This window comes from Allobosea sp. 05T433 (genome assembly GCF_056396065.1).
The window spans coordinates 173,273-186,943 of record NZ_JBFTKS010000009.1 but is presented as its reverse complement, the minus strand read 5'-3'; the positions used below and the strand labels follow the sequence as shown (position 1 = coordinate 186,943).

Sequence of the window (13,671 nt, the reverse complement as noted above, 5' to 3'; positions counted from 1 at the left end):
AATGATGCTGCCGAAAGAGCGGCCAGAACGGCTGATCTGCTCGGAATTGGGCGATATCGAGCATCTTGTTCGGTCGGCGCGGGGTCAAATCACATAGCCCCCGTGCTGCTACTCGCGGTGCCCGGGACGGTCTATCGCCAACTTGGGCAGCCGATGACGATGAAAGGGGTCTGCGCAAGCCGATGACCAATCTGCCCGTCGGCACGCCAGGGGGACAGGCCCCATGCCAGAAGCCACCGCCCGACCAACAGCATGCATTGCTGCGTATTCTCGGCCTCGCCTGCTTCGGCTCTTCGCTTGGTGTGTTCCTGTTCGACCCGGTGCTGCCCATGCTCAGCCGGGATTTTGCGGTGCCTCGCAGCCAGGTTGTGGCCATGGCGACGGCGTTTGCGCTCGCCTATGCCCTGGCACAGCCGATTGCCGGTGCTCTCGGCGACCAACTCGGCAAATTGCGGGTGATGCGCGTCTGCCTCGGGGTGAGCGCGCTTGGCACATTGCTCGGCAGCCTTGCCTCCAGTTTCGAGCTGCTGCTCGCCACCCGGCTCGTCGTCGGCTTCTTCACGGCCGGCACATTCCCGCTGTGCTTTGCCATCCTCGCGGAGCGGATCGCGCCTGAGGGGCATCAGGAGGCTTTCGGCAAGGCCAGTGCGGCCTCGGTCACAGGGTCGCTGGCCGGGGCCGTCGGGTCCGGCTTCATTGCCGATGCGCTCGGCTGGCGCGGCAGCCTGCTCGTGGCCGGCCTGATCGGCCTGAGCTGTTTCGCTATCGTCACGGCGGCGCTGCGCGATACCCGCGAAGTCTCGTCATCGCGCGCCGGGTTCGGCTCGGCGTTCTCTGCCTATCGCAGGATTCTCGGGCTGGCGAGCGCCCGCCGCGATCTTGGGCTGCAGCTTGCCCTGACCGGACTGACACAGGGCTTGTTCCCGCACATTGCCTTTCTCGTCGGAGCCAGTGCGTCCACCGTCGGCATCGTGCTCTCCGGCTTCATGATCGGCAGCATTGCCTATGGGGTCAGCCTGCGCCGCACCCTGCGCTGGATAACGCCAGTCCATTTCACCCTGGCCGGCGGGCTGGTCATGGCGCTCGCCATGGCAAGTCTGAGTGCCCATCTTCCCTGGCCTTTGCAGTTCGGCGCATTGCTGGCATTCGGCTTCGCACTATCGCAGTGCAGCCATTCCACTTCAGACCTATCTGGCGACGCTGACCCCGCATACGCAGGGCGCGATGATGGCGTTGCACTCGATGGCGGCCATGCTCGGGCAGTCGGCCATGCCGCTGATCTATGCGGCAGGGTTCGACAGGGCCGGCATCATGCCGACCCTGCTTGTCTCGGCATGTCTGCTCGGCCTCTGCGCCGCGGCGGTCGCCTCAATCATGCATTCCAGCAAACGCTGCCGTTGAACCGAATCGTCGGGGGCGCGAGGGACGATGCATCTTCCGCCGCGCAGATCGAGGCGTTCCGCACCGTCATGATGACCGGCAGTAGGTCGGCCGCGATTTCGAGGCGGAGTTAGATCAACGGACCGGATATCGTATCCAGTCCGATGATCTAACCCTTTGTCCTTGCATCGGCTTTCCCGAAAACCGCAATCCACTTTTCGGGCCGATGCTTTAGTAGCGGCGCCGTTCAAAAGGCGACCTTGTCTGCCCCCTTGAGCTGCAGCAGTTCGCGCGCATCGTCCGGAGTCGCCAGCTCCAGTCCGAGACCTTCGATGATCTTCCGCGCCGCCCGGACCTGTTCGGCATTGGATTTTGCCAACTGTCCCGGCCCGATCCAAAGCGAATCCTCCAGACCGACGCGCAGGTTGCCACCCATCGCGACAGCCATTGCGGCGATCGGAAGCTGGTGACGCCCGGCGCCAAGCACCGACCAATGGTACTGGTCGCCGAAGAGCCGATCGGCCGTGCGCTTCATATGCGCGACATCTTCCGGGTGCGGCCCGATGCCGCCGAGCAGGCCGAAGACCGACTGGACGAAGAAGGGCGGCTTCACCAGCCCGCGATCGACGAAATGCGCCAGCGTGTAGAGATGTCCGATATCGTAGCACTCGATCTCGAAGCGCGTGCCGTTCTCGGCGCAGGTCGTCAGGATGTTCTCGATGTCCTGGAACGTGTTCTTGAAGATGCGGTCCTTCGAGCCTTCGAGATAGGGCTGCTCCCAATCATGCTTGAACGCCTTGAAGCGGCTCAGCATCGGATACAGACCGAAATTCATCGAGCCCATGTTGAGCGAGGCGACTTCGGGCTTGAAATGGGCGCAGGGTCGCAGACGCTCCTCGATACCCATGGTCGGCGCACCGCCCGTGGTGATGTTGATGACGCAATCGCTGCGCTGCTTGATCACTTTCAGGAAGGGCTCGAAGGCCTCGGGGGACTGGTCCGGCTTGCCGGTGACGGGATCGCGAGCATGGACATGCACGAGCGCCGCTCCCGCTTCGGCGGCGCCGACCGCAGCGTCGATGATTTCATCGGCGGTCACCGGCAGGTAAGGCGACATCGAGGGGGTGTGGATCGCACCGGTCACGGCGCAGGTGATCATGACTTTGCGGTTCTTGGCCATGGCGGCTCCCATCAGCGGTCAGGATGAAGGATTTCAGACGGGTTTGCGCGCGGCCGCGCGCTTATGGGCCTGCAGTGCGGCCAGCCGCGTGTCGCGCCAGTCGCTCAGGCGCTTCACCCGCTCGGCCGATTGCGTTCCGGGCCATTCGCTCATGACCGTGGCGACGGTTTCCGCGCCAAACGGGTCGCCGCCAACGGCTTGTGCCGCCATGGTCGCGATGGAGGCGCCGTAACGGGCGCAGTAATCGGGAATACCGCCGGGCGCGTTGAGCTCGATCGTCTCGAACGGCCCCATGAAGGACCAGCGCAGGCCGAGCCCGTCGCGGATCGTCTTGTCGACGTCTTCCGCACTCGCGACGCCCTCGCCGACGAGGCGAAAGGCTTCCGCCAGCAGCACGGCCTGCAGGCGGTTGAGGACGAAGCCCGGCTTCTCCTTGCGCAGCACGATCGGAACCTGCCCGGCCTGTTCATAGATCGCCTTGGCCCGGGCGAGGACGGCCGGATCCGTCCAGGGCGCCGGTGCAAGTTCGACGATGGGTACGAGATGCGGAGGATTGACGGGATGGGCGACGAGACAGCGGGCCCGCCCCGGGAGCGTCTCGCTGAACACCGAGGCCATGATGAACGAGGTCGAGGAGGCGAGAATCGTCTCCGGCGCGGCAAGCCTGTCCATCTCGGCGAAGAGGGCGCGCTTGGTTTCCACGGCCTCCGGCCCGTTCTCCTGCACGAGGTCGGCGCCGTTCAAGGCATCCGCCAGGCCCGAGGCGACGCGGATACGCGCGAGCGAGCCCCTTGGGTCCTCGACGAGGCCGTGGCCGGCGAGTTCCTCAAGATTGCTGCCGATATGGGTGCGGGCGGCCTCGGCCACTCCGGGCGCGACATCATGCAGTGCGACGTCGAAACCATGGCTGGCGAAGATGGTGGCCCAGGCACGGCCGATCAGTCCGGAGCCTATGATCGCGATCTTGGTCATGCGTGTTGATCCTGCGGGAAGCGACGAAGGTCGGGATAGGGTTGAGGCAGGGCGCTCACAGCCAGAGCACCTGCCGGCGTAGCGCCAGGTCCTGGCTGAGAGCCTTCGACGGGCCGGCATGAGTGACCTGGCCGCGCTCAAGCACGACCGTGCGGTCCGAAAGTGCCAGCGCAAGGTCGAGATGGTGGTCCACGATCACGATCGCGATCTCCTGTCTCAGCTTGTCGAAGGCCTCGAAAAGTTCCTCGACCACAGCCGGGGCGAGGCCCTCGAAGGGCTCGTCCAGCAGCAAGACACGTGTGTCACCGGAGAGCGCCCGCGCCACGGCCACCATCTGCTGCTCGCCACCGGAGAGGTAGTCGGCCGGGGAATGCCAGCGCTGCTTGATGCGTGGGAAGAAGGCGAAGATCTTGTCGTCCTCCCAGCGCGTGCCGTTGCCGGTCAGGCGCTTGAGGCGGCCGAGCTCCATATTGTCCTTGACGCTCATGCCGGCGAAGAGACCGCGCCCCTGCGGCACATAGGCGATGCCGGCGCGCGCGATCACGGCCGGCGGCAAGCGTGCGATGTCGGCACCGGCAAGATTGATCGTTCCCGTGGCGGGCGGTGCGATGCCGGTGATCGTCTTCAGCAAGGTCGATTTGCCGGCGCCGTTGCGGCCGAGCAGCGCCGCGATCTCGTTCACGTGGACGTCGAAGCTGACGTCGCGGAGAATGTGGCTCTTGCCGTAATAGGTGTCGACGCCGGAAAGCCCGAGCAGAATCGTCTCTCCTGCCGCACTGGGACGTGGCTTCTCGGCCAGCGCATGCGCGCCCGAGCCGATATAGACCGCCTGAACCTGCGGGGAGGAGCGCGCGTCCTCGACCGTGCCGTCGACCAGCACGCTGCCCTCGTTCATCACCGTGACATGGTCCGCGATCTGGAAGACGCGGTCGATATCGTGCTCGACCAGCAGCACCGGCAGGTCGGCCGAGATCGACTTGATCAGGTTGCCGACGCGTTCGCGCTCGGCCGCTGCGAGACCGGCGAGTGGTTCGTCCAGGAGCAGGACACGCGGCTTGGTGGCAAGGGCGAGACTCATGTCGAGCAGGCGCTGGCCGCCATAGCTGAGCGAGCCGGCCTCGGCGCTCTCGATGCCGCGCAGGCCCATGGTCTCGATGACCTGCCGCGTCTCGTCCGAGACCTGTCCCAGCGACTCCGCCGCCCGCCAGAAGCCGAAGCGCTCCGGAGCGCGCGCCTGCACGGCGAGACGGACATTCTCGGCGACGGAAAGCGACGGGAACAGATTGGTGATCTGGAAGGCACGGCCGATGCCGGCGCGGGTGATCGCTTCGGGCGAGAGCCCGGTGATCTCGCGCTCGCGCAGGCGAACCTCGCCATGATCCGGCCGAAACTGGCCTGAGATCAGGTTGAAGGCGGTCGTCTTGCCGGCACCGTTCGGGCCGATCAGCGCATGCAGCGACCGGTCGCGTATCGCGAGAGTGACACCCTCTACCGCCTGGATGCCGCCAAAGCTTTTGGCGAGGCCGGTCGCAGTAAGGATTGCGCCCTCGACCCAGTTCTGCGGCTTCATGAAATCCGGGAGCGTGACCGCGCCGACCTTGCGCGCCGACATTGCCGCATCTTCGGCAGCCTGCTTGCGGAAGGGCCGCAGCAGCCGCTCGCCGACGCCAACGAGCCCCATGGGCGAGAAGACGATGAAGCCGACGAAGAGCAGCCCGAACCAGAACAGCCAGTTTGGTGTCAGGCTCGAGAGATAGTCGCGGAAGATCACGAAGAAGAGCGCGCCGAGAGCCGGGCCCAGGAAGGAGCGCATGCCGCCGATCACGACCATCGCCAGCAATTCGCCGGAGAAGGCGACCGAGATAGGCTCGGCCGAGGTCATGCGGTTGTTGAACAGCAGCAGCGTGCCGGCGAGCCCGGTCAGGGCCGCCGAGATGGTGAAGGCGACGAGCTTGTAGCGGTTCGTCTGGTAGCCGAGAAACCGGGCGCGCTGTTCGTTTTCGCGGATCGCGACCAGAACGGTGCCGACCGGCGAGCGCTGGAAGCGCCAGAGCCCGTAGACCACTGCCATGCCGATCAGTGCAACGAGGATGTAGAACGGCAGCGCCTGATCGAAATCGACGCCTGCGAAGAGCGGGCGCCTGATGCCGCCGAGGCCATCCTCCCCGCCGGTCACGGCGGTCCAGCGGAAGGCGATCGAATAGGTCATGGCGGCGAGCGCCAGGGTCAGGAGCGAGAAATACACGCCCTTGCGGCGCAGGATCAGGGCGCCGAAGGCGAAGGCGAGCACGCCCACGAAGAGCACCGCGAGCAGGATCGGAAGGGCGAACTGGCCGGGCAGCCAGTTGCGCTGGATCAAGCCCGCGGCATAGGCGGCGAGCCCGAACCAGGCGCCATGGCCGAAGGAGACGAGTCCGGTCGTGCCGACGAGAATGTTCAGGGCCATGCAGGCAATGGCGAAGACGACGATCTCGGTCGCCGAGGTGGTGCCGAGGCCAATGAAATGCATCAGGAAGGGCAGGGCGGCGAGGCCGATGGCGGCAATGAGGAGAGGCGCGCGGTCGCGCTGAGCGGCTGTCATTTCGCCCTCACTCGAAGCGCTGGATGCGTTCGCCGAACAGGCCGCGCGGCCGGAACAGCAGGACGAGCAGCATCATCAGGTAGATCACCGCGGTCGACCATTGCGTGAAGCCGAGGCCAATGGTGATGCCCTTGACCACGCCGACCATCAGCGCCGCCACGACCACGCCCCAGAAGGAGCCGAGCCCACCGATGACGACGACCACGAAGGCCGGGGTGATGATCTCCTGCCCCATGGCGGGATGGATCGAGTAGATCGGCGCGAGCAGGACGCCGGCCAGGCCGGCAAGCCCAATGCCGATGCCGGCTACAGCCATCATGTAGGGCTGCAGCGAAATGCCGAGCGCACCGACCATGTCGGGGTTCTGCACGCCGGCCCGGACGACGCGACCAAAGGACGTGCGCTGGAGCAGGAACCAGAGCCCGAGTACGCAAGCTGCTGCGATCAGGAGCAGAAGCGCGCGATAGCGCGAGTAGATGAACTCGCCGAGGAAGATCTGGCCGCGCAGTGCAGGCGGGATCGAGAACGAGAGCGGTGGCGCGCCGAAGATCATGCGCAGGGATTGCTCCGCCACCATCGCGAGCCCGAAGGTCAGCAGCAGCGAGAGGATCGGGTCCGAGCGGTAGAAGCGCTGGAACAGGCCGCGCTCGACGACGATGCCGATCAGCGCCACCAGCACCGGCGACGCGATGATCGCGCCGCCGAAGCCGATATGGGGCGCGAGCACGATCGTGAGATAGGCGCCGATCGCATAGAAGGCGCCATGCGCGAGATTGACGATGCCGCCGAGCGAGAAGATCAGCGACAGGCCGAGCGCGATCAGAAGGTAATAGACGCCGTCGAGCAGTCCGTTCAGTACCTGCTGGATGAAGAGAATGAGCAAGGGGACGCCTTTGCTTGATCGACAGGGCCGGGCAGGGGCGCGGCGCGCCCGAGAGGTTCGGGAGGCGCCTTCATCCCGGCCGCAACGAAGCGGAGTGCCGGGGCCATCCCAGGGCGCTGGGCTCTACGATGGCTTCCGGATCGGCGCCGCTGGCGCGGCCGATCCGGAATGACGGCGCGGATCTGGCAAGGGGGAGCGCCTCAGCTCATCTTGCAGACCGCCTCGTCCCCCGTCGTCGCGATCACTTCGAGGCTTTCGTTCGGTCCCGGCACGGGCGGCGAGGAGGTGAAGAGATCCCACTGGTTCTTGACCTGCGCTGCCGGCAGCGCCGTGATCGTGTACATTTCGCTCATCAGCTGGTGGTCCGAGGCGCGGAAATAGCCTTCGCGCGTCTTCATGACGTCGAATTTCGCGCCCTTCTCCCAATGCTCGAGGATCTTGGCGGTATCGGTGCTCTTCAGCTCGTTCATCGACTGGGCCATGATCTTCACGGCCATGTAATCGCCCCAGGCCTGGTTCTCCGGCGGCTTGCCGTATTTCTTGGTGAAGGCGGAGACGAAGGTCTTGCTCGCCGGCGTATCGATCAGGTGGTGCCACACGCAGGGCCAGACGCCGCCAAAATTGTCCTTGCCGGCAGCCCAGGCGAGCGCCGTGTCGAAGCCGAATCCGGCGACCGGGAAGGTCAGGCCGAATTCGGAATACTGCTTGAGGAAATTGGTGATCTGGTTGCCGGCAAGGTTCGAGATCACGATGTCGGGCTTGGCGGCGCGGATTTCGATCAGGAGCGCCGAGAAGTCGGTTGCGTCGGTCGGCACCAGCTTGTCGGCGGCGAATTGGCCGCCATTGGCCTCCATGAAGCGCTTGGCGACCTTGAGCAGGTCATGGCCGAAGGCGTAGTCGGCGGTCAGCGAGAACCACTTCTTGCCCTTGACCAGCCCCTGCGCCATCAGCGAGCGGCCGCAGCTCTTCACATACATCGAGTTCTGGTGCTCGACATGGAACATGTAGCGGTTGCAGCTTTCGCCGCGCAGGGCATCGGAGTTGCCGCCGGTGTTGACGAAGAGGATCTTGTTGCGCGCTGCGACCTGCGAGATCGTCAGGCAGGAGGCCGAGGAAATCTCGCCGAGAATGCACGCGACCTTGTCGCGCTCGATCATGCGCTCGGCCTTGGTCGAGGCGGTCTGCGGATTGACCGAATCCTCCTTCAGGGCCTCGAGCTTGCGGCCATTGATGCCGCCCGCAGCATTGATCTCCTCGACGGCGAGGTCGACGGCCATGACGCCGTACTCGCCGAGCGGACCGAGGAAACCGGTGCGCGGCGTCAGGTGGCCGAAGCGGATGGCATCCGGCGTCTGCGCCAGGATCAGCGACGGACTTGCAATCAATCCGGTAGCGGCACCGGCTCCAAGCCCGGCAAGGGCCTGACGTCGTGACAAACGAAATTTCGACTGCTGATGGTCTGCCATTGCGTTCCTCCCAGAACGGTTCCGCGCTTTGCGCTGGAGATTGTCGACCTGCTGTCTGCTCTGCTGGCGGCTTGATATCCACTTGTCGTGATCTGTGATCACAGTTAGGTTGGCAGACATGGTTGCCCCTGTCCAGTCCTTCGCGAATCCGGCTGCCGACGATGGGATCGGTGATGTCTCGGCTGGTCGCGATGCATCCGCGCTCGACGAGGTCGGGGCGCTGACGCGCGAGACCCTGGGGGAGAGGGTCACCGGGGAATTGCGGGCGCTGCTCGTCGCCGGCCGGCTTGCTCCGGGTGAGAAGCTCTCGCTGCGGCGTGTCGCGGAGGCTCTTGGTGTCTCGATGATGCCGGTGCGCGAGGCGGTCAGCCGGCTCGCCGCGGATGGCGCGTTGGAGGTTCTGCCCGGACGTGCCGTACGCGTTCCGCTGCTGCGATTGGCACAGTTTCGCGAATTGACGCGCCTGCGCCTGGTCGTCGAGGGCTTTGCGGCCGAAGAGGCGGCGAAGGCGGCAAACGAAGCCGAGATCGAGGAGATTGCCCGGCACGAGGCCGCGTTCCGACAGGCGGCGAGCGCCGATCCCCCAGACGCCGCTGGCGCAGTCGCAGCCAACCGCAATCTGCATTTCACGCTCTATGAGGCGGCGCGCATGCCGACCTTGGTCGAGATGATCGAGCGGCTCTGGCTCAAGGCCGGCCCCATCCTCAATCTCGATATGCGCCACGAACCGCGCCGCCTCGACGGTGGCAGCGCCGTGGTTTCCCATGCCGCCCTGCTCGATGCCCTGCGGCGCCGGGATCCGCAGGCTGCAAGGGCCGCGCTGGAAGCCGATATCGCTGCAGCCGCCGCCCATATCGAAAGCACCGGTGGCCTGGCGCCATAGTCAGGGTTCGCCGCAATCTGAGAGGCGCTACGGCGCGGGCATCGGGGGGAGACGACAATGGATTTGCAGATCAAGGGATTGCGCGTTCTGGTTACGGCGGGCGCCAACGGCATTGGCCGGGCGACGGCGCGCGCCTTTGCGGCGGAAGGCGCCAGGGTCCATATCTGCGACGTCGATCGCGAGGCCCTGGCAGCGATGGCGTCCAGCGATCCGGCGATCACGCAATCGGTCTGCGACGTCTCTGACCGCGACGCGGTGGCCAACCTGTTCAATGAGGCGCTGGCGGCGCTCGGCGGGCTCGACTGCCTCGTCAACAATGCCGGTATCGCCGGGCCGACCGGCCGCGTCGACGAAATCGATCCCGCGGACTGGGATGCCTGTGTCGCAGTCGATCTGACCGGTCAGTACAACTGCACCCGGCTCGCCGTGCTGCATCTCAAGCAATCCGCCAATGCCAGCATCGTCAATCTGTCGAGCCAGGCCGGCAAGCACGGCTTTCCGCTGCGCTCGCCCTATGGCGCGGCGAAATGGGGGGTCATCGGCTTCACCAAGGCGATCTCGGCGGAGCTCGGCGAGTTCGGAATCAGGGCCAATGCGATCTGCCCCGGCCTGGTCGACGGTGCCCGTATCCAGAGCGTGATCGCCAACAAGGCGCGCAGCTTCAACATCTCGCATGAGGAGATGACCCAGCGCCTGTTCGCGGGCGTCTCGATCAAGCAGTTCGTCGACCCGAACGACATCGCCAAGCAGATCGTCTTCCTGGCGTCCCCCTTCGCCAAGACAATCTCCGGTCAGGAAATCTCGGTCTGCGGCGACACGCGCATGCTCAGCTGAGCGGGGAGCAGAGCAGGGCGCGAGATCCTTGCAGCGACCCGGCTTCGCTCGGAGGCCGGGTCGGAAATGCGACGGCGGGCGCCGATACCGAAGTTCAGAGGTCGGAGAGGCGGCTGAAGCGCACGATAGCGTCGGCGCGCTTCTCCAGCCCAGGGAGCAGCTCGAGGCCGAGGCCGGGCGCGTCCGATACGGTGATCATCCCGTTCTCGGCCTTGGGCAGGTCGGTGACCAGCTCGGTGTACCAGCCGGTATAGAAGGCGCGGACCGATTCCTGGATCAGCGTGTTCCGGGCATGCATCGAGAAATGGCACGATGCCGCGTAGACGACCGGGCCTGTGCAGTCATGCGGGGCGACCGGCGTGTGCCAGGCCTCGGCCATGCCTGCGATCTTGCGGGCTTCCGACAGGCCGCCACACCATGACAGGTCGAGCATGACGACCCCGGCGGCACCGGTCTCGAGATAATCTCGGAAGGAATGGGTATAGGCCAGCGTTTCCGAGGCGCAGACCCAGGCCTTGGAGTGGCGGGCGTACTCGCCGAGATCGTGGACATTGTCGAGCCGGAACGGGTCCTCGTGCCAGTAGGTGTCGAATTCGGCCAGGCGCTCCGCCAGCTTCTTCGCCATGGGCAGGCTCCAGAGCGAGTGGAACTCGACCATGATGTCCATCTTGTCGCCGACCGCCTTGCGGATCTTGCGGAACGGCTCCAGCGCGGTGTTCAGTTCCTGAGGCGTGATGTCCCAGCCAGCCGCGCGTTCTGCCGCGATATCGAAGGGCCAGATCTTCATGCCGGTGATGCCCTGCTCGAGCAGGGAATGGGCGAGTTCGTCGGCGCGATAGAGGAAGCCTTCGAGATCCTCATAGGGGCCGCCTTGCTCGCCGACATGCCAGTTGGCGACAGCCTGCGAGCGCGCATCGCGAATATATTTGTAGCCGGCACAGGTGTTGTAGGTGCGAATCGTGTCGCGCGTCTTGCCGCCGAGCGCGACGCTGACCGGCTGGCCGATCGCCTTGCCGTAGATGTCCCAGAGCGCGATGTCGACGGCCGAGTTGCCGCGCGTTTCGACGCCCGAGCCGCGCCAGCCGAGATAGTTGTTCAGGCTGGCATTGCGCGCCTCGATCTGGAGCGGGTCCTTGCCGAGCAGCTTCGGCGCCACGGTCTCGTGCAGATAGGCTTCGACCGCGGCGGCGCCCATGAAGGTCTCGCCGAGACCGACCAGGCCCGCATCGGTGTGGAGCCGCACCCAGATGATGTTGCCGAACTCGGTCAGGCGGATGGTTTCAACAGCAGTGATTTTCATGAGGTTTCTCAAGCGAGAGGCTTGGCGTAGCGGGTGAGCGCCTCAGCGGTCGGCGTCGTGCCGGCGCCGGGCTGCTGGGGTCTTAGGAAATAGCCATCGGCGACATTGGCGGGCTCGACGAAGGCATCCTTGATCCAGGGAATGTATTCGAGGATCGGCGTCGCCTGATGCCAATAGGCGAGATGGACATGGACCTGGCTCATCTCGCCAGCATGGGGCGCGACCGGCAGGCGGCTGGCGAGTGCAAGCTCCGCGACCTGGATGTACTCGGTGATGCCGCCGAGGCGGGTCACGTCGGGCTGGACGTAGTGGATGGCGTCGGCCGCGACGAAGGCGCGGAAGGCGTCGAGCGAATAGAGCTGTTCCCCGAGCGCAATCGGTATCGAAGTCGCCTTCGCCAGCGCGGCATGCGAGCCGACATCGTCATACCAGAGCGGCTCCTCGAACCAGAAAATGTCGAGCGCCTCGGCCCGCGCGCAGAAGCGCTTGCAGGTCGGCAGATCCCATTTGCCGTTGCCGTCAATGGCGAGGGAGACATGGTCACCAATGGCATGGCGCACGGCTTCCAGCCGGGCGATGTCGATCCCGGGGTCGGCATGGCCGACCTTGACCTTGAGACGCCGGAAGCCGTCGCGTTCGACCGCCATGCGGCAGCCCTCGACGAGCTCGTCCCGCGGGATCGAAAGCCAGCCGATATCGGTGTTGTAGGCTTCGAGCTTCGGCTTGGTCGCGCCGCCGAGCAGGTGCCAGAGCGGTACCCCGGCCGCCTTCGCCTTGAGGTCCCAGAGCGCGACATCGACCGCGGCAAGCGCGAGCTGCGTGATACCGGCGCGTCCGACCCATTGCAGGGCAGGGTGGCGGGCGAGCTTCAGCCAGAGCCGGGTGATCTCGGAAGCATTCTCGCCGATCAGCAACGGGGCGTAGCAGTCGCGGATGCAGGAGGTGATCAGCCGGTCGGAGGCGAGGTCGGCATGCGTGCCGGTGAAACCGTAGCCTTCGAGGCCGTCCTCGGTGACGATCTTCGCGCCGACGACGCCCCAATGGCTGATGCGGTGGGTCGAGTCGGCAATGGAGCCGCCCGTCACCGGGATATGCAGGATGAAGGGTTCGATGCGGGTGATGCGCATGGCGGTAGCCCCGGAGCTGTTGTGCGGCTCCGGGGCTCTCCTGATCAGTTGGTGCCGCGGATCTTGGCGAGATCGGCCTTGAGGCGGTCGATCGTCTCCTTGCCGATCGAGGCCTCGTGGCGCTGGTAAACGGCCGCGGTGGCCTCGCGCATCTTGGTCAATTCGTCGGCCGAGACGTCCGAAACCTGCATGCCCTGCTTCTTCAGGTTCGCCATCGACGTGTCGTTGAGCGTGCGCGAGACGCGGCGCTCCTCATCGCGGCCGACGGTCGAGCACTCGTTCAGGATCGCCTGTTCTTCGCTGGAGAGCTGGTCCCAGAGCTTCTTGGAATAGAGCACCAGGAACGGGGTATAGGCGTGGCGTGTCATCGTCAGGTACTTCTGCACCTCGTAGAGCTTCGAGGTGTCGATGGTGACGAGCGGGTTCTCCTGGCCGTCGATCGCGTGCGTCTCGAGCGCCGCGAAAACCTCGCCGAACGCCATCGGCGTGGCATTGGCGCCCATGCTCTTGAAGCTGTCGAGGAAGATGTTGTTCTGCATCACGCGGACCTTGAGGCCGGTGAGCTCTTCAGCCTTGGAGACGGCGCGCTTCGAGTTGGTCAAGTTGCGGAAGCCGTTTTCCCAGTAGGAGAGATTGACGACGCCGAAGGCAGGCAGCTTGTCGGAGATATACTTGCCGAAGGCTCCGTCGAGGACTGCATCGGCTTCCTTCTCGTTGGTGAAGAGGAAGGGCAGGTCGAAGACGCCGAGCGCAGGCATGATGCCGACCAGCGGCGAGGAGGAGGTGATGACCATCTCCTGCGTGCCGGCACGCAGCGCCTGCGTCGCCTGCAGGTCGCCGCCGAGCGCGCCGCCCCAGAACCCCTGGAGCTTCAGCTTGCCGCCGGACTTTTCAGTCATGCAGGCGCGCATCTTGGCGACGCCGTTGCCGACCGGGTGGTCCTCGTTGATGCCGTTGGAAACGCGGATATTGCGTTCCTTGATCTGCGCCTGGGCGGACCCTGCAAGCGCCGCAAGCGCGACGCCGGCGAGGATGGAGACGAGACGTGAGCTCAGCATGGGCTTT

General features: G+C 65.4%; 11 protein-coding genes. 3 read left to right on the top strand and 8 right to left on the bottom strand.

Annotation, left to right across the window (positions count from 1 at the left end):
• Positions 1 to 182 precede the first annotated feature (182 nt).
• Positions 183 to 1,514, top strand: coding sequence for an MFS transporter (locus AC1DGP_RS15105; RefSeq protein WP_441506403.1), 1,332 nt, complete (start codon positions 183 to 185; stop codon positions 1,512 to 1,514).
• Between the two features lie 113 nt (positions 1,515 to 1,627).
• Here AC1DGP_RS15105 and kce read toward each other — a convergent pair whose 3' ends face one another.
• From kce to AC1DGP_RS15080, 5 genes are all read right to left on the bottom strand, one after another.
• On the bottom strand, positions 1,628 to 2,560 hold the full coding sequence (gene kce, locus AC1DGP_RS15100; RefSeq protein WP_441506402.1) for a 3,5-dioxohexanoate:acetyl-CoA acetone transferase: 933 nt from the start codon (positions 2,558 to 2,560) through the stop codon (positions 1,628 to 1,630).
• A gap of 33 nt (positions 2,561 to 2,593) precedes the next feature.
• Positions 2,594 to 3,532, bottom strand: a complete 939-nt coding sequence (locus tag AC1DGP_RS15095) for a 3-hydroxyacyl-CoA dehydrogenase (RefSeq protein WP_441506401.1) — start codon at positions 3,530 to 3,532, stop codon at positions 2,594 to 2,596.
• Positions 3,533 to 3,587: 55 nt separating this feature from the next.
• Positions 3,588 to 6,113 carry a branched-chain amino acid ABC transporter ATP-binding protein/permease gene (locus tag AC1DGP_RS15090; protein WP_476832257.1) on the bottom strand — a complete coding sequence of 842 codons (2,526 nt, stop codon included), beginning with the start codon at positions 6,111 to 6,113 and terminating at the stop codon, positions 3,588 to 3,590.
• Between the two features lie 7 nt (positions 6,114 to 6,120).
• A complete protein-coding gene (locus AC1DGP_RS15085) occupies positions 6,121 to 6,996 on the bottom strand; it encodes a branched-chain amino acid ABC transporter permease (protein ID WP_441506399.1) in 876 nt (291 codons plus the stop codon).
• A 200-nt stretch (positions 6,997 to 7,196) separates the two neighbouring features.
• On the bottom strand, positions 7,197 to 8,462 hold the full coding sequence (locus AC1DGP_RS15080; RefSeq protein WP_441490738.1) for an ABC transporter substrate-binding protein: 1,266 nt from the start codon (positions 8,460 to 8,462) through the stop codon (positions 7,197 to 7,199).
• 118 nt (positions 8,463 to 8,580) lie between these two features.
• Between AC1DGP_RS15080 and AC1DGP_RS15075 the strand changes: the two genes are divergently transcribed.
• Together AC1DGP_RS15075 and AC1DGP_RS15070 are read left to right on the top strand one after the other, a co-directional pair.
• A complete protein-coding gene (locus AC1DGP_RS15075) occupies positions 8,581 to 9,345 on the top strand; it encodes a GntR family transcriptional regulator (protein WP_441490739.1) in 765 nt (254 codons plus the stop codon).
• Between the two features lie 57 nt (positions 9,346 to 9,402).
• The gene (locus AC1DGP_RS15070) at positions 9,403 to 10,179 is read left to right on the top strand and encodes an SDR family oxidoreductase (protein WP_441506398.1); all 777 of its coding nucleotides are present in this window, start codon (positions 9,403 to 9,405) and stop codon (positions 10,177 to 10,179) included.
• Between the two features lie 94 nt (positions 10,180 to 10,273).
• On the opposite strand, the gene AC1DGP_RS15065 is transcribed toward AC1DGP_RS15070, so the two are convergent.
• The 3 genes from AC1DGP_RS15065 to AC1DGP_RS15055 are packed head-to-tail and all read right to left on the bottom strand — an operon-like array spanning position 10,274 to position 13,664.
• Positions 10,274 to 11,479 (bottom strand): mandelate racemase/muconate lactonizing enzyme family protein, encoded by a 1,206-nt coding sequence (locus tag AC1DGP_RS15065; protein WP_441506397.1) that lies wholly within the window; start codon positions 11,477 to 11,479, stop codon positions 10,274 to 10,276.
• A gap of 8 nt (positions 11,480 to 11,487) precedes the next feature.
• Positions 11,488 to 12,606, bottom strand: coding sequence for a mandelate racemase/muconate lactonizing enzyme family protein (locus tag AC1DGP_RS15060; RefSeq protein ID WP_441506396.1), 1,119 nt, complete (start codon positions 12,604 to 12,606; stop codon positions 11,488 to 11,490).
• Between the two features lie 44 nt (positions 12,607 to 12,650).
• On the bottom strand, positions 12,651 to 13,664 hold the full coding sequence (locus tag AC1DGP_RS15055) for a TRAP transporter substrate-binding protein (protein ID WP_441490743.1): 1,014 nt from the start codon (positions 13,662 to 13,664) through the stop codon (positions 12,651 to 12,653).
• Positions 13,665 to 13,671: the final 7 nt, after the last annotated feature.